This is a genomic window from Luteibacter rhizovicinus, assembly GCF_004342265.1.
Taxonomy (GTDB): domain Bacteria; phylum Pseudomonadota; class Gammaproteobacteria; order Xanthomonadales; family Rhodanobacteraceae; genus Luteibacter; species Luteibacter rhizovicinus_B.
This window is the reverse complement of sequence record NZ_SMCS01000003.1, coordinates 69,468-87,183: the sequence shown is the minus strand read 5'-3', so window position 1 is coordinate 87,183 and position 17,716 is coordinate 69,468. Positions and strand designations below refer to the sequence as shown.

14 protein-coding genes are annotated in these 17,716 nt (G+C 61.8%); 6 read left to right on the top strand and 8 right to left on the bottom strand.

What is annotated here, in order from left to right; all coding sequences use genetic code 11:
- Positions 1–153 precede the first annotated feature (153 nt).
- A complete protein-coding gene (gene pgi / locus EC912_RS08835) occupies positions 154–1,785 on the top strand; it encodes a glucose-6-phosphate isomerase (protein ID WP_132143064.1) in 1,632 nt (543 codons plus the stop codon).
- Between the two features lie 167 nt (positions 1,786–1,952).
- On the opposite strand, the gene EC912_RS08830 is transcribed toward pgi, so the two are convergent.
- Positions 1,953–3,533 carry an amidase gene (locus tag EC912_RS08830; RefSeq protein ID WP_132143062.1) on the bottom strand — a complete coding sequence of 527 codons (1,581 nt, stop codon included), beginning with the start codon at positions 3,531–3,533 and terminating at the stop codon, positions 1,953–1,955.
- Positions 3,534–3,662: 129 nt separating this feature from the next.
- Here EC912_RS08830 and EC912_RS08825 point away from each other — a divergent pair, with 129 nt between their 5' ends.
- On the top strand, positions 3,663–4,364 hold the full coding sequence (locus EC912_RS08825) for a c-type cytochrome (protein ID WP_132143060.1): 702 nt from the start codon (positions 3,663–3,665) through the stop codon (positions 4,362–4,364).
- Positions 4,365–4,376: 12 nt separating this feature from the next.
- On the top strand, positions 4,377–5,606 hold the full coding sequence (locus tag EC912_RS08820; protein WP_428993096.1) for a c-type cytochrome: 1,230 nt from the start codon (positions 4,377–4,379) through the stop codon (positions 5,604–5,606).
- Here EC912_RS08820 and EC912_RS08815 read toward each other — a convergent pair.
- From EC912_RS08815 to typA, 3 genes are all read right to left on the bottom strand, one after another.
- Positions 5,603–6,106, bottom strand: coding sequence for a mismatch-specific DNA-glycosylase (locus tag EC912_RS08815; protein WP_132143820.1), 504 nt, complete (start codon positions 6,104–6,106; stop codon positions 5,603–5,605). The two genes, EC912_RS08820 and EC912_RS08815, sit on opposite strands and share 4 nt — an antisense overlap.
- Complete coding sequence (locus tag EC912_RS08810) at positions 6,099–6,779, bottom strand: ATP-binding protein (RefSeq protein WP_132143056.1); 681 nt, start codon at positions 6,777–6,779, stop codon at positions 6,099–6,101. The genes EC912_RS08815 and EC912_RS08810 overlap by 8 nt, the downstream gene beginning before the upstream one ends.
- A 329-nt stretch (positions 6,780–7,108) precedes the next feature.
- Positions 7,109–8,944 carry a translational GTPase TypA gene (gene typA / locus EC912_RS08805; RefSeq protein ID WP_132143053.1) on the bottom strand — a complete coding sequence of 612 codons (1,836 nt, stop codon included), beginning with the start codon at positions 8,942–8,944 and terminating at the stop codon, positions 7,109–7,111.
- Between the two features lie 200 nt (positions 8,945–9,144).
- On the opposite strand from typA, the gene EC912_RS08800 reads away from it, so the two are divergent.
- Positions 9,145–9,450 carry an ArsR/SmtB family transcription factor gene (locus tag EC912_RS08800; protein ID WP_132143051.1) on the top strand — a complete coding sequence of 102 codons (306 nt, stop codon included), beginning with the start codon at positions 9,145–9,147 and terminating at the stop codon, positions 9,448–9,450.
- 274 nt (positions 9,451–9,724) lie between these two features.
- On the opposite strand, the gene EC912_RS08795 is transcribed toward EC912_RS08800, so the two are convergent.
- The 4 genes from EC912_RS08795 to EC912_RS08780 all read right to left on the bottom strand — a co-directional run bounded on the left by EC912_RS08795 (position 9,725) and on the right by EC912_RS08780 (position 14,190).
- Positions 9,725–10,474 (bottom strand): hypothetical protein, encoded by a 750-nt coding sequence (locus EC912_RS08795; RefSeq protein WP_132143049.1) that lies wholly within the window; start codon positions 10,472–10,474, stop codon positions 9,725–9,727.
- On the bottom strand, positions 10,471–11,814 hold the full coding sequence (locus tag EC912_RS08790) for a hypothetical protein (RefSeq protein WP_132143047.1): 1,344 nt from the start codon (positions 11,812–11,814) through the stop codon (positions 10,471–10,473). The genes EC912_RS08795 and EC912_RS08790 overlap by 4 nt, the downstream gene beginning before the upstream one ends.
- Before the next feature lie 250 nt (positions 11,815–12,064).
- The gene (locus EC912_RS08785; protein WP_132143045.1) at positions 12,065–12,763 is read right to left on the bottom strand and encodes an alpha/beta fold hydrolase; all 699 of its coding nucleotides are present in this window, start codon (positions 12,761–12,763) and stop codon (positions 12,065–12,067) included.
- A gap of 29 nt (positions 12,764–12,792) precedes the next feature.
- The gene (locus EC912_RS08780; protein ID WP_132143042.1) at positions 12,793–14,190 is read right to left on the bottom strand and encodes a GntP family permease; all 1,398 of its coding nucleotides are present in this window, start codon (positions 14,188–14,190) and stop codon (positions 12,793–12,795) included.
- A 176-nt stretch (positions 14,191–14,366) separates the two neighbouring features.
- On the opposite strand from EC912_RS08780, the gene EC912_RS08775 reads away from it, so the two are divergent.
- Positions 14,367–16,655, top strand: coding sequence for a TonB-dependent receptor (locus EC912_RS08775; RefSeq protein ID WP_132143040.1), 2,289 nt, complete (start codon positions 14,367–14,369; stop codon positions 16,653–16,655).
- A gap of 14 nt (positions 16,656–16,669) precedes the next feature.
- On the top strand, positions 16,670–17,713 hold the full coding sequence (locus EC912_RS08770; protein ID WP_243649202.1) for an extracellular catalytic domain type 2 short-chain-length polyhydroxyalkanoate depolymerase: 1,044 nt from the start codon (positions 16,670–16,672) through the stop codon (positions 17,711–17,713).
- Positions 17,714–17,716 lie beyond the last annotated feature (3 nt).

Here is a 17,716-nt window from a genome sequence, read left to right as displayed (position 1 = left end):
CGGATGTGGGCATCCGTCTTCCTCGCCCTGTTGGCTTTCGCCCGCAAGCGGGCTCCTACAAAAAAACGTGATGCTTCATTAGATCGATACAATTCCAACACCACCCAGTGCGGTAACATCGTGGCTTCCTCCGATGCATAGCAAGTGGGAGCCATGGATTCCAAGCACACCCGTCTGCCGTCCTTCGAAGCGCACGCTTCGCGCCTCGCCTCCACTCATCTGCGCCAGCTGCTCGCCGACGAGGCGCGCGGGGACCGGCTCCGACGTCGCGTCGGACCCATCCTCCTCGACCTGAGCCGGCAGAAACTCGACACGGCCGCACTCGATGCCGTCGGCGAATACATCGAAAGCACGCATTGGCAGGCCGCACGCGATGCGATGTTCTCCGGCGAGCACATCAACACCTCCGAAGACCGCGCGGTGCTGCATACCGCACTGCGTTCCGGTGCCTCGCGCCATCCCGTCGCGCCGGCCGATGTCCGCAAGGAAGTCGAGGCAACGCTGCAGCGCATGGAAAAAATCGTCGGCGCCGTGCATCGGGGCGAAGGCGAAACCGTCGGCCTCATCCCGCAGGTCACCGATGTCGTGAACATCGGTATCGGCGGTTCGGACCTGGGTCCGCGTCTTGCTGTACATGCGCTGGAACAGTTCCACGTCAAGGGCATCCGCAGCCACTTCCTGACCAATGTGGACGGCCACGCCGCCTACAACCTGATGAACCAGCTCGATCCGCGTCACACGCTGGTCATCCTGGTCTCCAAGACATTCACGACGCAGGAAACCCTGCTCAACGGCGGCGTCTTCCGCGACTGGATTTTGCGGGCGCACGACGGCGACGAACGCGCGGCCTCGAAGCATTTCCTCGCGGTCAGCTCCAACGTCGAAGCCGCCGAGAAGTGGGGCGTACCGGCCGCGCAGGTCCTGCCGATGTGGGACTTCGTCGGCGGCCGTTATTCGCTCTGGTCGGCGGTCGGCGCCGCCATCGCGTTTTCCGTCGGCATGGACAACTTCCGCCAGATGCTCGCCGGTGCAGCCGAAGTGGACGATCACTTCCGCAGTGCGCCGTGGCAGGAGAACGGTCCCGTGCTGCTGGCCATTGCCGAGCTGTGGAATCGCAACGTACTGAAGCGCACCAGCCGCGCGGTGGTGCCGTATGTCGACTCGCTGGTCGACCTGCCGTCCTATCTGCAGCAGCTGGAGATGGAAAGCCTCGGCAAGCACGTGCATCCGGATGGCGGAATCGTCGAGGATTCGACCGTGCCCGTCGTCTGGGGCAGCATCGGTACGAACGCGCAGCATGCGTACTTCCAGGCATTGCATCAGGGCACCGACATCGTGCCGCTGGAATTCATCGGCATCGTGAAGCCCGCGCATCCGCTGGTGAAAAATCATGCGGCGCTGCTGTCGAACCTGCTCGCGCAGGCTGCCGCGCTGGCGCTTGGAAAGACCTTCGACGAGGCGCTGGCGGAAGCGAAGAGCGGCACGGACGAACAGCGTCGCGCATTGGCCGAACAGCGCACGTTCGAAGGCGATCGTCCGAGCACGGTGTTGATGCTCGATTCGCTGACGCCTTACTCGCTGGGTGCGTTGATTGCGCTCTACGAGCACAAGGTATTCTTGCTCGGTCATCTCTGGCGCATCAACGCGTTCGATCAGTGGGGCGTTGAGCTGGGCAAGGCCATTGCCTCGCAGATCCTGCCGTCGCTGGATGCGAACCCGGATGCCCTGACGCAGTTCGACAGCGCGACACGCGCGCTGATCAAGGCGATTCAGTCCAGAAAATAAGCGCGAACTGCGTTTGTAGGAGCCCGCTTGCGGGCGAAAGCCAACGTGGCGGAGATGCCATGCGTGACATCCGCAGCCCGGATGTTGGGCTCGCGGATGTGAGCATTCGTCTTCCTCGCCTTGTTGACTTTCGCCCGCAAGCGGGCTCCTGCACACGGCATCTGGTTTTACGGAACCGTCGGCAGAAACTTCGGCTTCCGGAAAGCCTGCACCTTCTGCTCGAATCCATACGCAATCGAAATCAACGTCGGCTCGCTCCACTTCGTGCCGAAGAACACCACGCCTACCGGTAGTTCGTGCGCGAAGTCGGCTGGCACCGTGATCGACGGATAGCCGGCGATTGCCGCGGGTGCCGATACGCCGCCGACGGTGGGATCGCCACTGACCACGTGGTCGCCGAGTACCGGATCGGTCATGAATGCGGGCCCCCAGCTCGGCGCCAGCAGCGCATCCAGCCGGTTCGCTTTCAACGCCGCGTCGATGCCTTCCGGTCCCGCAAGCCGCTTCGTTTTTTCCACGGCCTCCACATAAACCTTGTCGGTGAGCGCGCCCTTGGCCTGCGCCTGCAGGAAGAGTTCCTGGCCGAACCAGGGCATCTCTTCTTTCGCATGCGCATCGTTGAAGGCGATGAGGTCGGCGAGGGTATGCACGTTCAGACCGGTACGCGTCGCCAGATAGGCGGCGATGTCCTGCTTGAAGTCGTACAGAAGCACGGTCAGCTCGTAATCGCCGAACTCCTTCAGATGTGGAATCTCGACGTTATCGATAACGACGGCGCCGTTCGCCTTCAGCACGGCGATGGTCTTTTCCAGAGCGCGATCCGCGTTCGGTTCGATGCCGGCGAGTTGACGCACTACGCCGATGCGTTTGCCGCGAAGACCGTTGCTGTCGAGGAATCGCGTGTAATCGGTAGCGTGACGGTCGGCTTCCGCCGTCGCCTTGTCGCGTGGATCGGAACCCGCGATCGCCGAAAGCACGGCAGCGACATCGGCGACGCTGCGTGCCATCGGTCCCGCCGTGTCCTGGCTATGCGAAATGGGCACGATGCCCGCGCGGCTGACGAGCCCGAGGGTCGGTTTGATACCGACCAGTCCATTGACCGCAGCGGGACAGATGATCGACCCGTCGGTTTCGCTGCCGATGGCGGCGGTCGCCAGGCCCGCGGCAACAGCGGCGCCGGAGCCGGCGCTCGATCCGCACGGATTGCGATCGAGGACGTAAGGATTGCGCGTCTGGCCGCCGCGTCCGCTCCATCCGCTGGATGCGTGGTTCGAGCGCATATTCGCCCATTCGCTGAGATTGGTTTTGCCCAGAATCACGGCACCCGCGGCGCGTAGTTTCGCGGCGACGGTCGAGTCGTGCGGCGCGGGCGGCCCGGCCAATGCCAGCGAGCCGGCCGTCGTCTGCATGCGATCGCCCGTGTCGATGTTGTCTTTCAGAAGAATGGCGATGCCGCGCAGCGAGCCCGACTTGTGTTCGTCGCTTTGTCGCGCGATGGCGAGCGCATCCGGATTGACCTCGATCACGGCGTTGATGGTCGGTCCGGCTTTGTCGATCTTCGCGATGCGATCGAGGAAGAGTTGGGTTACCCCTTCCGCGGTCAAGCTGCCTTTGGCGTATGCCTGCTTCAGCGAGTCGATGGAAGCGAACGCGGTCGTTTCGTCGGGTGCGGATGCCGAGACGGCGTTGACTGCGCCAAAACAGAGCAAGGCGGCCATGGCCGTCCTCGTGGTGGACTTTACGAACATGCTTTCCCCCTTAAGTCATGCGGCGATGCGCCTCATCTTAGCTCGACATGGGAAAGCTATACTGCGTGGACGCAAGGCAAGCCGGATGCACTCAGGGGCTGCCTCTACGTAATGAAACGGAGTCCTCGCATGCGTCCCTGTTCGCTTCGCTGGCTGGCCCTGGCCGCCATTGCCCTGTCCGTAGCCGTCCAGGCGGACGACAGGCCGGTTCCCGATACCCTGAAACAACGCATCGCCAGCTGCACCAGTTGCCATGGCGAGCAAGGGGAGGGCGGCGACAACGGATTCAATCCGCGACTGGCGGGCAAGCCCGCCGGGTATCTGGTGCGTCAGATGCAGGACTTCAAACTGGGCCTGCGCCATTACCCGGTCATGGAATACACGGTCGCGCCGCTGACCGACGACTATATGCGCGAGATCGCCGAATATTTCGCCACGCAGGACGTGCCGTATACGCAGCAGAAGTCGCCGCGCCTGCCCGCGAGTGCGATGACCCGTGGCGAGCAACTGGTTACGAAGGGCGATCCGGCGCGCAATATTCCCGCCTGCTCGGGCTGTCACGGTCCGCGTCTGACCGGTATGCAACCGGACATCCCCGGTCTGGTCGGTCTTCCTTACGACTACATCAGTGCGCAGCTCGGTTCCTGGCGCACGCAGACGCGAAGCACCGTCGCGCCCGATTGCATGGCCACTATTACCAGTCACCTGAGCGACGCCGATATCAGCGCCGCCGCCGCGTGGCTTTCGTCGTTGCCCATTCCCGACGATACGCATCCGGAACCCGCGGATTCGCTCACGATGCCCATGCATTGTGGCAGCGTGGGAGGCTGAGCTATGACGATCATGACCCACCGCATTCTTCGCGCCGTCGCATCCTTCGCCCTGTTCGCTGTCGCCGGATCGGCCCTGGCCGTCGATGGCAACCAGATAGAGCGTGGCCGGTACCTGAGTCTTGCCGGCGACTGCGCGTCCTGCCACACCGCGAAAGGCGGCAAGCCATACGCCGGTGGCCGCACGGTGCCGACGCCGTTCGGCAACATCCCCTCGCCGAACCTTACGCCGGACAAGTCGACCGGCATCGGCGACTGGACGGCCGACGAGTTCTACCAGGCCATGCACGACGGTCGCGGCAAGGACGGACAGCTGTTATATCCGGCGTTTCCTTTTACCTCGTACACGCAGGTAACGCGCGTCGATAGCGACGCGATCTTCGCGTACCTGCAAAGCCTGCCGGCGGTGCACAGCGAGAATCGCGACAACGAACTCCGTTTTCCGTACAGCATGCGTCGGCTCATGGCGGGATGGCGGACGTTCTATTTCACGAAGGGCGAGTTCGAAGCCGATCCGAAGCAGTCGACCGAGTGGAATCGCGGCGCTTATCTGGTGAAGGGGCTGGGTCATTGCAACGACTGCCATTCGACACGCAATTCGCTCGGCGCGACGGTCGACGATCCGCGTCTGGCCGGTGGCCTCATTCCGATCCAGGACTGGTACGCGCCCGATCTGAGCACGCAGGCTCACGGAGGACTGTCGGGCTGGACGCAGCGCGACATCGTCGACCTGCTCAAGACCGGCCGTTCGGCGCGCGGTACCGCGTTCGGTCCGATGGCCGAAGTCGTTCGCGAAAGCACCCAGCACCTGACGGACGAGGATCTCGCGTCGATCGCCGTTTATCTGCGATCGCTGCCGGCACGGCCAGAGCAGAAGAAAGACGACTCGCTGCCTTCGCGTCCCATGTTTATTGCGAAGGGGCAGAAGGTTTACGCCGATCGCTGCGCGACCTGTCACGGCGATTCCGGCAAGGGCAAGGGAGACGCCTATCCGCCGCTGGACGGCAATTCGTCGGTTGTCGAACCGGTGGGCGTCAATGCGATTCGCGTCGTATTGTCCGGTGGCTTCGCGCCGGCGACGAAGGGCAATCCGCGACCGTATTCGATGCCGCCGTTCTCGCAGCATCTCAGCGACGACGAGGTGGCCGCGGTGGTCTCGTATATTCGTCAGGCATGGTCGAACGCCGCGAACCCGGTTTCGGCGGATGACGTGCGCACGTACCGGTCGACCCCGGGCGGCTAACCAGCCGCGTGTACGAGTCGTGCGAGGTCGTGCCAGACATCGGCGTTCCATGAGCGCCGTGCCTGGCCGGAAGGCGAGGGCAGGACGAAAAGGCGCGTGTCGCCGAATCCCTGTTCCTGCAGTCCGTAAGCTGGCTTGCCGCCCAGTGCGCTATGCGCCGCATGCTTGCTGGTAAAGGCCAGGACACCCGGTGCAAAGGTCGCGATCTTCTTGCGTAGCGCGGCCACGTCGAAGGCGTCCGCGGGAAGATCGATATCGTTGCCGCTATGAAACTTGGCCAGATCCGTCATGCCGATGCCGAAGCCCGGCATCAGCGGATATTCCGCCGGTGCGAGCAGGCGAGGCGTCAGTCCGGTCGCGAAGACCGTTCGCCAGAACATGTTGCCCGGATGCGCGTAATACGCCCCGGCTTCCGCCGAGCGCCGGCCCGCCGCCGTGCCGCAGAACACCAGTCGCAGGCCGGGTTCGAGCACATCGGGAAGGATCGGCGCATCACGCATAGGCAAGCAGGAAGTCGGTGTACTGGAAGCGTTCGTCGCGCAGCAGGGAATCGCCGCGCTCCAGCGCTACGTCGTGCGCGAACAGCGGACCGCCATAGCTCAGCGTATGAAACTCGCCGCGCTCGCCGCAGGCATCGACGCCGTTCGGTAGTTCATCCAGCAGTGCATGGTCGAAGTCGCGACCGCAGAACGCCGCGTCGAGCTGCGTGGTGTCGACGCAGCACAGCGCGGCACGGTGACCCTCGGCAACGAAGCGGCGGGCAAGGGCGGAGGTGTCCTCGCCCCATAGTGGGAACACGCCCTGCCAGTGGTCGCGTGCCAGTTGCGTCTCGCGATAGGCGCGGACGTCGTCGAGAAACAGGTCGCCGAACGCGCAATGGGAAATCCCCGGCCAGCGTGCGCGCGCTTCGTTCAGTGCCGCCCGATAGATCTGCTCGTAGCTTTCGTTGTCGCTGGGCCACGTGAGGGATGCTTCGATCACGGGAAGGCCGAGCGCCGCCGCTTGCGCGTGCAGTACGGTGCGCCGGATGCCGTGCATCGCAATGCGGTCGTAGTTCGCCGTGACGGTGGTGAGCAGGCCCAGCACGTTCCAGCCTGGGTCGGCACGCAGGCGTCCAAGGGCCATCAGGCAGTCTTTGCCGCCGCTCCACGAAAGAATGATCGGTGTGCTCATGCGGACTACTTTACGGGTTTCGTGCTGCGCGGGAAGGGATGGTCAGTTAGTGAGCAAGGCAACGCAAGTGCGTGCCACGTAAGGATGGTTCGGAGTTATCCACATGCTTATGCAGTGACTGTCCACAGCGGTTGTGGATAAGCAGGGTGCAGGGTGTCGCTTCATCGCTCCGTTGGCTATCGCGCGCAGGCGCGCTCCCACAGGTAACCTCGTACGCTTTCTGTGGGAGCGCGCCTGCGCGCGATAGCCAACGGAGTAGTGACGCCGTAACCCCAACAAAAAAGCCCGGCTTTCGCCGGGCTTTTCCTTATCGCTTCATCCAGCGCGTATCAACCGCCGCGCGAATTCTTCTTGCGATCGCCTTCCGTCAGGTGACGCTTGCGGATGCGGATTTCCTTCGGGGTGACTTCGACCAGCTCGTCGTCCTCGATGAAGTCCAGGGCCTGCTCCAGCGTGTGCTTGAAGGCGGGAGTCAGCTTGATGGCATCGTCCTTACCCGAGGCGCGCATGTTGGTCAGCGGCTTGGTCTTGATCGCGTTGACCGTGAGATCGTTGTCCTTCGAGTGCAGGCCGATGATCTGGCCTTCGTACACGTTGTCGCCTTCGGCGGCGAACAGCTTGCCGCGCTCTTCCAAGGGTCCAAGCGAATACGCCGGCGTGGTGCCCGGAGCATTGGCGATCATCACGCCGTTCTGGCGTTTGGCGATGGCGCCCGCTTCCTTCGGAGCGAAATGATCGAATGTGTGGAACAGCAGGCCCGAGCCCTGCGTCAGCGTCTTGAACTCGTTCTGGAAACCGATCAGGCCGCGAGCCGGAATCAGGTAGTCGAGACGAACGCGACCCTTGCCGTCCGACACCATGTTCTTCAGCTGGCCCTTGCGGATGCCCAGCTTTTCCATGACGCCGCCCTGGTGGACTTCTTCGACGTCGACCACGACCTGCTCGATCGGCTCCATGAGGACACCGTCGATTTCCTTGACGATGACTTCCGGGCGCGACACGGCAAGCTCGTAGCCTTCGCGACGCATGTTCTCGATCAGCACCGACAGATGCAGTTCGCCACGGCCGGAGACCAGGAATTTATCCGGATCGGAGCCTTCTTCCACGCGCAGGGCCACGTTGTGCAGCTTTTCGCGGTCGAGACGCTCACGGATCTGGCGGCTGGTGATGAACTTGCCGCCGCTGTGGTCCTTGTTACCGGCGAACGGCGAGTTGTTCACCTGGAAGGTCATGCTGATCGTCGGTTCGTCGACGGTCAGCGCGGTCAGCGCTTCCGGGGTGTTCAGGTCGCAAACGGTATCGGAGATGCCCAGGTCCGCGATGCCCGAGATGGCGACGATATCGCCGGCCTCGGCTTCCTCGACTTCCACGCGCTCCAGACCCATGAAACCGAGCACCTGCAGCACCTTGCCCTGGCGCTTCTTGCCGTCCGGACCGGGACCGACGACGCTGACCGGCATGTTCTTCTTGAGCTTGCCGCGCTGGATGCGGCCGATACCGATCACGCCGACGAAGTTGTTGTAGTCCAGCTGGCTGATGCGCATCTGGAACGGGCCTTCCGGATCGACGTCCGGCTTGCTGACGTGCTTCATGATCGCTTCGTAAAGCGGCGTCATGTCGCCTTCGCGGGCTTCGTGCTCGAGGCTGGCGTAGCCGTTCAGGGCCGAGGCGTAGACGATCGGGAAGTCGAGCTGCTCATTGGTGGCGCCGAGCTTGTCGAACAGGTCGAACACCTGGTCGACGACCCAGTCCGGACGGGCGCCCGGGCGGTCGATCTTGTTGACGACGACGATGGGCTTGAAGCCCATGTTGAACGCCTTCTGCGTCACGAAGCGGGTCTGCGGCATCGGGCCGTCCATCGCATCGACGAGGATCAGTACCGAGTCGACCATCGACAGCACGCGCTCGACTTCGCCGCCGAAGTCGGCATGTCCCGGGGTGTCGACGATGTTGATGCGGTTGCCATTCCAAGTGATGGCGGTGTTCTTGGCAAGGATCGTGATGCCACGTTCCTTTTCCTGGTCGTTCGAATCCATGACGCGCTCGGCGAGCACCGTACGCTCGTTGAGCGTGCCGGACTGCTTAAGAAGCTGATCGACGAGGGTGGTCTTGCCATGGTCAACGTGAGCGACGATGGCGATATTGCGCAGGTTTTCGATTGACATCGGGTATGCCCCAGCCTTGAGCCGGTGCACCTCTTTGGATTGGGAAGCCGCCGATTATAAAGGGTTTCCCTAACTTTCGCATGACGCCTTGAGAACGCGGTTTTCATGGGGTTTAGGCAGGTGGGACGGGCGCTGCGGGCGCATCCAAACATTCAACCAGATGGTTGACAAAAGAGGGTTGGCGGCAGATATTCAACCTTATGGTTGATAATCCCGGACAGCAACTCGACAGCGTCTTCGCGGCGATGTCCGATCCCACCCGCCGCGCGATGTTGTCGCGACTGGCGCTCGGCCCCATCAGCATTGGCGAACTGGCCGCCCCCTTCGAGATGTCGCTCGCTGCGGCGTCCAAGCACGTCAAAGTACTCGAACGCGCCGGACTCCTTGTGCGCAGCGTGCGGGGACGCACCCATCTGTGCGCACTGGACGCCGCGCCCATGCACGCGGGCATGGAATGGCTGCGTCATTACGAACGTTTCTGGGGCGATAGGCTCGACACCGCTTAAACGATTTGAACGATCGGGCAAGGGCGGCGAGCTCCGCAGGCGCTCTCTGGGGAAGCGCGCCTGCGCCCGAAACCAGATGGCCTCAAACACCCCACTTATCGGCAATCAAGACAAGGCCAGGTCACCATTCTGCAAAGTCATCGTATAGGTAACATCGCGATGGGTCCCGATGTCGTCGACGACATCAGGACGGTCAGTACTTATGTCTTGGACATGGACGGGTCGAGCTGGTCCCTGTGGAATAGTGGGCCGGCTTGACCCGTGACATGCACTATCAGGTGAACATGCGCATCCTTGAATGGGATACCCCGGTGCGGGTTACGAGCGATCCATCGGCTCGCTTCTCGTAGCTGGTGATTGTGCCCTGGAGATAACGCTGCACTATGAGGCCGGCATCGAAATATTCTGGTTCGTGACTGTCCGGATCGATTCCCCTCATGCTATCGGCCGCGCGGTTGGCTGAACTGACATCCCTTAATAGTGAAACGAACTTGACGGATGCATCGATTGTCGACGCAAGTCCCGCGTAATCGATTTCTCCACCTCCCTCCATGGGAAATGTACCGTGTTCCAGCTGCTTACCCTCCGCGTCCCGCGAGCCACTTCCGGTGTCATAGACTTTCACGACCTGCGCGTTGAAGGCTTTGGCGAGAGAGGCCAGTTCCGGGTCGGTATTCAACTCTCGCTCTAACCATGCGGTCGATTCGCTATCGAGTCTACTGTCGACTACCCGCAGGCTGCCGTTCTCGACGACGACATCAAATGTCTTGTCGATCACTCCTTGCCGCAGGGAATCGATGTGTTCGAGGTGTTTGGTAAACCTTTCGGCGAAATCCGCGAAAACACTCGATGTATGGGTCATATCATTAAGATACGCGTGGACCGAGGCACCTGCGTCGGAACGAACTTCTCTTACATAGCCCGTATCGATAACCGATGTCTCTTTGTTCGCGGGTTCCGTTTTTGTCGGGTTTGGAATCTTTAGCGGCAGGAGAGAGCTGACGGTCGCCAGGTCATGGATCATGGCCGATACCCCCGGTACCGTTCATCGCACACATGCGTAAAAAATACGATGCCGGGCCACTCAATGCGGCGGTTATTGTCGGTATATGCGACGACAAATGCTTTTGGCACATAAGTAATGTCCCAATATTCCGCCGGCACCGAATACGTATTGAAGCGATGAGGCCCTTCAATGCCCGGGCCTCTGCACGGGCCGATATCCAGTTTCGCTGCGAATGATCCTTGCGCGTTGGTTAAGCCATCGGTTTGAGCAAGAAGGGTGGGCGTTCCCTTCCTTCCGTCGGAATCGTAGACTTCAATGGTTACATGCTCACCGGCCCCTTGGGGTACGTTGCCAGCTTCATCCCACACGGTTACGCCAACATCGATTTCCCGAGCGACCCGGGGTAAGCCGGGGGCCAGTCCGCTGAGATTTTCATTACTGGAGTACTGATCGATTCCTGCGCGATTAAGTGGGTCGGACGTTTTTATCCAGTACTGATCTTCAGGTAAGGCGTCGCCCAAAGGGCTATAGACACGAATGTGAATGGTGTCGCCCGCGGGTACACGAATTTGATATTTTCTATTGTTAGCAAGTGATATCCATGTGCCGTCTTCTCCTTGTCGTTCGATCACCTGCCGGGATGATCCGGTAAAGGTGAGAGACGTAGACGATTGAGTCGCCGGAGGTGCTATCGAGTAATAGTCAAAGTCATTGGCGTTGTCCAGATATGCGCGCAGGTAGATATTGCCAGTCAAGTGTGTCGCGCGCGTCAGTGAGTCGTTAGCCTCCCAACCATCGAATTTACTCGTCGTCGTCGCCTGAAATTGAAATGTTGCGCCGCCAACGGCCTGCTGTGCGTCGATCAACAGAAGTATCCCGGTGGGTTTGGCACGAATGGCCTGGGTGACTTTGAATGAATCGATGCCGAGTACGCTATCGAGTGGATTCCATGTCCCGTCGTTAGCCACTTCAAACAGATGAACATCGTGCTGTTCGCCCGCGGGAAGGTCAGCGACATAGACGGTAATTTTGTTTGACGGCTCCGTGATGAACTGAAAGCAACGAAGAGTGCCGGTGGGTGCTGTTGGGGCACCGTAGGTGTTCCCAACATCGATTTCCTGACATCCGTCGAGGGGTGCCGGGACATCATCGGTTGAAGTGGGCGGTCCGGCAACCGTCTTTCGCGAAGCAGCGTGACTGCTATGACGCAGCGATGCCTGCGTATGCTGCTTCATGGGTAGCGTGAAAGCGCGTACCGGGGCCCCCGTCATCACGAATCGATCAGTGAGGTTGAGCGATTCGTTCCGGGCCGAATTGTGGTTTTTCGCGTGCGCTTGCGCGAAAATCATAGCGGTCATGCAAAGCGCGGAGCCCAGAAGCTTGTTTAACTGCCTACGTGTCATGGGACACCTTCCCTAGAGGTTTGGCGACGCAGCGTGGAACGTTCGTTCCTTTCGGCGCGCCGCCAGCCATTGCGGCCCCTCGAAGCTAAATGCCTCCTCTCCACACGTCCGTCGGCACGGTCCGAGAGTGCCGCCCTTTCCGTCACCCGCTTGCGTAGGTTATGGCCGCGTCCTCAAGCAGTTTCAATGCGACTCGGTTTTTCTGCTAAAGCAAATTCACCTGCTGCGTCGCCGTATACCAGAGCAGCCCGTAATGGCCGTACGGGAAGGTGTAGCTCGCGGTCTCTCCGGCAATCTGCGAGGTGTGCACCCCGTAGACCAGGCATACGCCGCCGTAACAGTTGATCTCGTCGGCATACGACTTGAACGAGTACATGCGCGCGCCGAACTTGTGGCCCGAAATACCGTTGAGGAAGGGATTGTTGACCGAAAGGCCCCAGCTGCCGCAGGTTGTGGTTGCTACGTTGAACGGATAGGTGCCGCAGCTCCACAGACCGCGGAATGCGCCTGCGATACCGATGAACGCGTCTACCGACGTGGATGCGCCGATACGATCGATGACGCGTGCGGCGAGCGTCGCGCCCATGGAGTGGCCGATGACGTCGATCTTGCCCGTGCACGAGGACGCCAGCGCGTCGACGATGGCATTCTCGACCGGCGTTTCCTCGGTGCCTTTGTGATCGTTGCATGCGGCGCAGAACGCGTTGCCCCATGCCGGGGCGAATATCTGCGATTCGGTATAGCCGCGTTGCACGAGCAGATCGTGCGTGGCCTGGAAATCGGTCGGCTTGCCGGTATTGCCATGGACCAGTACGACATTGTCGACGCAGGCGGCATAGGCACTGCCTGTGCCGATGAGCGAAAGAACGAGAAGCGCGGAAAACAGACGACGTAGGGAACGCATGCTGACGTACCTCCGGTTGATGCGCTCGTTCAGACGACTCCAAGCGCGTAGTAGGCGACGATCGCGACGAAGACGGCGAGCGTCTTGATCACGGTGATCGCGAAGATGTCGCGGTAAGACTGGCGATGGGTCAGGCCGGTGACCGCCAGCAGCGTGATGACCGCGCCGTTGTGGGGCAGGGTGTCCATGCCGCCCGATGCCATGGCCGCGATGCGGTGGAGCACTTCCATCGGAATGCCAGCTGCTTCGGCGTTACGTATGAAGGTATCGGCCATGGCGCCGAGTGCGATGCTCATGCCGCCCGATGCCGACCCGGTGATGCCGGCCAGCGCCGTCACCGATATCGCTTCGTTGACCAGAGGATTGGGAATGGCGTGCAGTGCGTCGGCCACGATCCGGAAGCCGGGCAGCGCGGCGATGACCGCACCGAAACCGTATTCGGACGCTGTGTTCATCGACGCAAGTAACGCACCGCCGACGGCTGCCTTGCTGCCTTCGGCGAAACGGGACACGACCGGTTTCCATGCGAAGGCGAGCACGGCCGCGATGCCGATAAGCAACGCACCCTCGACCGCCCAGATCGCGGAGACCTTCGACACCTCCTGCACGACCGGCGCCGATGTACCGACGACGGTCGGCACGAACGACTGCGTTGTGCCGTAGAGTCTGGGGATAGCGAGGGTAAGCAGTTTGTTCGCCACGCCCACAAGAGCCAGTGGCAGCAGGGCGAGCAGCGGATGGGCGAGTTTCTCGCCGGTAAAGGCGACGGGTTCGTTGACCAGCGATTCGCCATAGCCTTCGCCAGCGGCGGCAGCGGCACGACGGCGGTGCTCCAGATAAAGCAAGCCGACGACGAGAATGAAAACCGACCCAAGCAGCCCGAGCCACGGCGCGGCCCAGGTATTCGTGCCGAAGAAGCCGGTGGGGATGATGTTCTGGATTTGCGGCGTGCCGGGCAGCGAGTCCATCGTGAATGTAAACGCGCCGAGTGCGATCGTGCCGGGAATGAGCCGCTTCGGGATGCCTGCCTGCCGGAACAGCTCCGCCGCGAACGGATACACCGCGAAGACCACGACGAAGAGCGAGACGCCGCCATAGGTCAGCAGCGCACATACGAGCACGATGGAAAGGATGGCCCTGCGCTCGCCGAGCAAACCGATGGTCGCTGCCACGATGGCACGCGAGAATCCCGACAGTTCGATCAGCTTGCCGAAGACGGCGCCGAGCATGAAGACGGGAAAATACAGCTTGAGGAAACCGACCATTTTGTCCATGAACAGGCCGGTGAACATCGGCGCGACCAGGGACGGATCGGTCAGCAGCACGGCACCCAGCGCCGCCACGGGCGCGAACAGGATCACGCTATAGCCGCGATAAGCGACCAGCATGAGGAAGGCCAGGGCGGCCAGCACGATCAGCAATGCCACGAAACTCTCGTCCTTAAGCGTCGCGTACGAAGCGCGACTTCGGCGGCGAGTATCCGCAGGGGGCGAGCGGCGTGGCACTGTACCAAGGTACAAGTGTGAACGCGTACGCCCTCTACCTATGCTTCGTGTCATACGGCGCCAAGGGGGCGTCGACTTTCGATGTACCCGGGGGAACCATGAAGCACACACCGCTGACGTTCGCGATCGGCCTGGCGCTTGGACTTGTCTGCGCGCCGCCCGCCGCGGCGCAGGATGCCGCCGCTCCGTCCGCCACGTCCACCGAGGCGCAGAAGAAGCAGCAAAGCGCGACGCAGTTGTCCGAAGTGACGGTAAGCGCGCGTCGTCGCGACGAGTCGATGGAGAAAGTGCCCGTCGCCGTCAGCGCGTTCGGCGAAGACGATATGAAAGACCTGCAGGCCACCAGCATCGATGGTCTGCAGGGTGCCGTGCCCAATATGAACATCGTGCAGGGCCGCGGTTCGTCCTCGTCGGTCAATATCTTCATTCGCGGCATCGGCCAGCCCGACGCGCTGCAGACCTTCGACCCCGGCGTCGGCATGTATGTCGACGATGTCTACTATTCGCGTATTCAGGGTGCGCTGATCAGCCTGTTCGATGTCGATCGCATCGAAGTGCTGCGCGGTCCGCAGGGCACGCTATACGGCAAGAACTCCACCGGTGGCGCGGTGAAGGTCGTTACGAAGAATCCGGGAACGACGCCGGAAGGCTCGGTCGAAGCGACCTTCGGGAACTATGGTCGTCGCGAGGGGCGTTTCTACGGTTCGACGCCATTGAGCAAGGACGGCGCATGGTCGGCCTCGCTGGCCGGCGCGATCACGCGTAACGACGGTTACGTGAAGGACAACGAAGGCCATCGCTATAACGACGACGATACGAAGTCGATCCGCGGCAAGCTGCGTTATCACCCGTCCGAAACGTTCGACGGCGTCCTGACGCTCGACTATACGAAGATGGATACGGCCCTGACGCTGGGCCAGCCGGTGTCGCCGCTGACCCAGACCGATCTGGCGCGTGGGCCGGTCGTGCTGCTGCGCCCGAATCTGGACGAGAAGTACAACTTCCACACGGAAACTTCGTTCGATCCGGACAAGGGCCAGAAGCTGACCCACAAGGGCGCGGCGCTGAACATGAGCTGGCGTCTGTCCGACCAGTGGAACCTGAAAAGCATCACCGCCATCCGCAAGCTCGACAGCAACTCGTATATCGACATCGATGCATCCAAGTACCAGCTGGGCGACGTGTTCGTTGGCTTCCGGCAGAAGCAGGTCAGTCAGGAACTCCAGCTGGCGTTCGACAACGGAAGCAACCTGCAATCGGTATTCGGCGCGTACTTCCTGCGCGAGAATGTGCCGTCGACGCAGTATGCATACGCGGACGACCTGTTCGCGCTGGCCGGCCGGAAGATCACGTTCCTGCGTAGCATCGACGACGATCTGACGACGAAGAGTTATGCCGCGTTCGGTCACGTGAACTGGGAATTCACCCCGAGCTGGACGCTCGCCGCTGGCCTGCGTTACAGCCGCGAAAGCAAGGACTACGACCGAACGACCAGCACATTCTGGGGCGTTCCCTTCATGGCGCTGGACGAGACGGTCGCACTGGCCAAGAGTAAGACCTGGAGCGCATGGACGCCGACGGTCAGCTTGCAGAAACAGTTCAATCCGCAGGCGATGGGATACATTTCGGCCAGTCGCGGCTTCAAGTCGGGCGGCTTCAACGGTCGCGCGAATGCCGCGAACGAAGCGAAGAATCCCGAGTTCGATCCGGAATACGTGTGGACTTATGAGGCTGGCCTGAAGTTGCGTTCGGCCGATAATCGCCTGCAAGCCAACATCGCCGCGTTCCATAGCGACTACAAGGATTTCCAGGCGCGTGTGTCGGAAATCCAGAATTCGGGTTCGCTCACGCCGACCTTCGCGTTCCCGGTCATCAATGCGGCGAAGCTCAAGATGGACGGCTTCGAAGTCGAAGGCGTCGCGCTGCTCGGCACGGGGACGAAGTTGAGTACGCAGATCGGTTATCTGGACGCGAGGTACGACAAGTTCGACGATGCGCGGCTGAATCCGGCCAATCCGCAATACAACCCCCACCTCCACGACCATGTGCCGTTCTCGCCGAAATGGACTTCGCGCATCGCGGTATCGCAGACCTTCTCCGTTGGCGGCGGCGCGTTGACGGTGGGTGCCGATGCGTCCTATCGCACGGAAACCTGGCTCAGCGTCGACAACTACACCGCGCTCAGTCAGAAAGCCTATACGCTGGCTGGCCTGTTCGGCGTGTTCGATTCCGGCGATGGCCACTGGCAGCTTCGCGCCGGTGTGCGCAACGCGACCAACAAGGTCTATAAGACCGATGGCCAGGAGTTCTCCAGCGTCGGTAACATCCGTACCGCCTACTACGGTATGCCGCGCAATTACTACGGCAGCGTTCGCTATAACTTCTGATGCGGGAAACGACGATGAAACCTTCGTTCAAGACCATGTGCCGGACGGTATTCGCCGTCGCACTCGCCTCGGCGGGCGCGGCGATGGCGGCCGATGCTCCCGCGAAGCTTCCGGCATTGCACGTCGACGCGACGCGCGTCACGGTAGCGGGCCTGTCGTCCGGCGCGTATATGGCAACACAGGCGCAGATGGCGTATCCGGACGTGTTCCATGGCGCGGCACTCGTCGCCGGCGGCCCGTATGGTTGTGCCGGAGGCAAGCTTGACGTCGCGCTGGGCAGTTGCATGAAGGGTACGCCGGCGCCGGACGTTGCCGCGCTGGCGAAGAGCGCCCGCGAGCGCGCCGGCAAAGGCGAGATCGGCCCGCTTGGCGCGCTTGCGCATACCCGGATTTACGCGCTGCACGGTGCGCAGGACGCGCTGGTCGCTCCGGTCGTCGGTCACGCGTCGGCGGGTTTCTACGAAGCGTTGCGCAAGGGCGATCCGGCGCTTGCCGGCATGACGATCGTGGACGATGGAGATCGCGCCTTCGCACATAACCTGCCGGTCGGCGTCGCTGGCGACGATTGCGGAAAGTCGGTGGCGCCGTATCTCGGTCACTGCGGTTTCGACGCGGCCGGAGCGATCTTCGCGCAACTGTATGGCAAGCCGGGAAAGCAGGCGGACAAGGCGGCGGGCGAGATCCGTCCCTTCGATCAGGATGCTTATCGGACGGACGGCAAGGACGCGTTCCTCGCCAGCACCGGTTACGTCTATCTGCCGCCGGACTGCCTTGCCGGCAAACCTTGCGGTGTGATGGTCGCGCTGCATGGCTGCAAACAGAACGCCGATGCGGTGGGACAGGCGTTTGTCGCGGACGCGGGCTTCAACCGCTGGGCCGACGTGTACGACGTGGCCGTCCTGTATCCTCAGACCCGCGCGGTGTTCGCGCCATTGAATCCGCAGGCATGCTGGGACTGGTGGGGATATTCGGGGGAAGGTTACGACTCGCGGGCAGGCGTCCAGCTGACATGGCTGACGAACGCGCTCGTGGGTATGGGTGTGCCCAGGCCGCATTGATTC

Coding starts and splice junctions, on each gene's coding strand:
- EC912_RS08810 (WP_132143056.1), bottom strand. CDS start 6,779: ATGAGCACACCGATCATTCTTTCGTGGAGCGGCGGCAAAGACTGCCTG.
- EC912_RS08770 (WP_243649202.1), top strand. CDS start 16,670: ATGAAACCTTCGTTCAAGACCATGTGCCGGACGGTATTCGCCGTCGCA.
- EC912_RS08785 (WP_132143045.1), bottom strand. CDS start 12,763: ATGCGTTCCCTACGTCGTCTGTTTTCCGCGCTTCTCGTTCTTTCGCTC.
- typA (WP_132143053.1), bottom strand. CDS start 8,944: ATGTCAATCGAAAACCTGCGCAATATCGCCATCGTCGCTCACGTTGAC.
- EC912_RS08800 (WP_132143051.1), top strand. CDS start 9,145: ATGGTTGATAATCCCGGACAGCAACTCGACAGCGTCTTCGCGGCGATG.
- EC912_RS08795 (WP_132143049.1), bottom strand. CDS start 10,474: ATGATCCATGACCTGGCGACCGTCAGCTCTCTCCTGCCGCTAAAGATT.
- EC912_RS08775 (WP_132143040.1), top strand. CDS start 14,367: ATGAAGCACACACCGCTGACGTTCGCGATCGGCCTGGCGCTTGGACTT.
- pgi (WP_132143064.1), top strand. CDS start 154: ATGGATTCCAAGCACACCCGTCTGCCGTCCTTCGAAGCGCACGCTTCG.
- EC912_RS08830 (WP_132143062.1), bottom strand. CDS start 3,533: ATGTTCGTAAAGTCCACCACGAGGACGGCCATGGCCGCCTTGCTCTGT.
- EC912_RS08790 (WP_132143047.1), bottom strand. CDS start 11,814: ATGACCGCTATGATTTTCGCGCAAGCGCACGCGAAAAACCACAATTCG.
- EC912_RS08825 (WP_132143060.1), top strand. CDS start 3,663: ATGCGTCCCTGTTCGCTTCGCTGGCTGGCCCTGGCCGCCATTGCCCTG.
- EC912_RS08820 (WP_428993096.1), top strand. CDS start 4,377: ATGACCCACCGCATTCTTCGCGCCGTCGCATCCTTCGCCCTGTTCGCT.
- EC912_RS08815 (WP_132143820.1), bottom strand. CDS start 6,106: ATGCGTGATGCGCCGATCCTTCCCGATGTGCTCGAACCCGGCCTGCGA.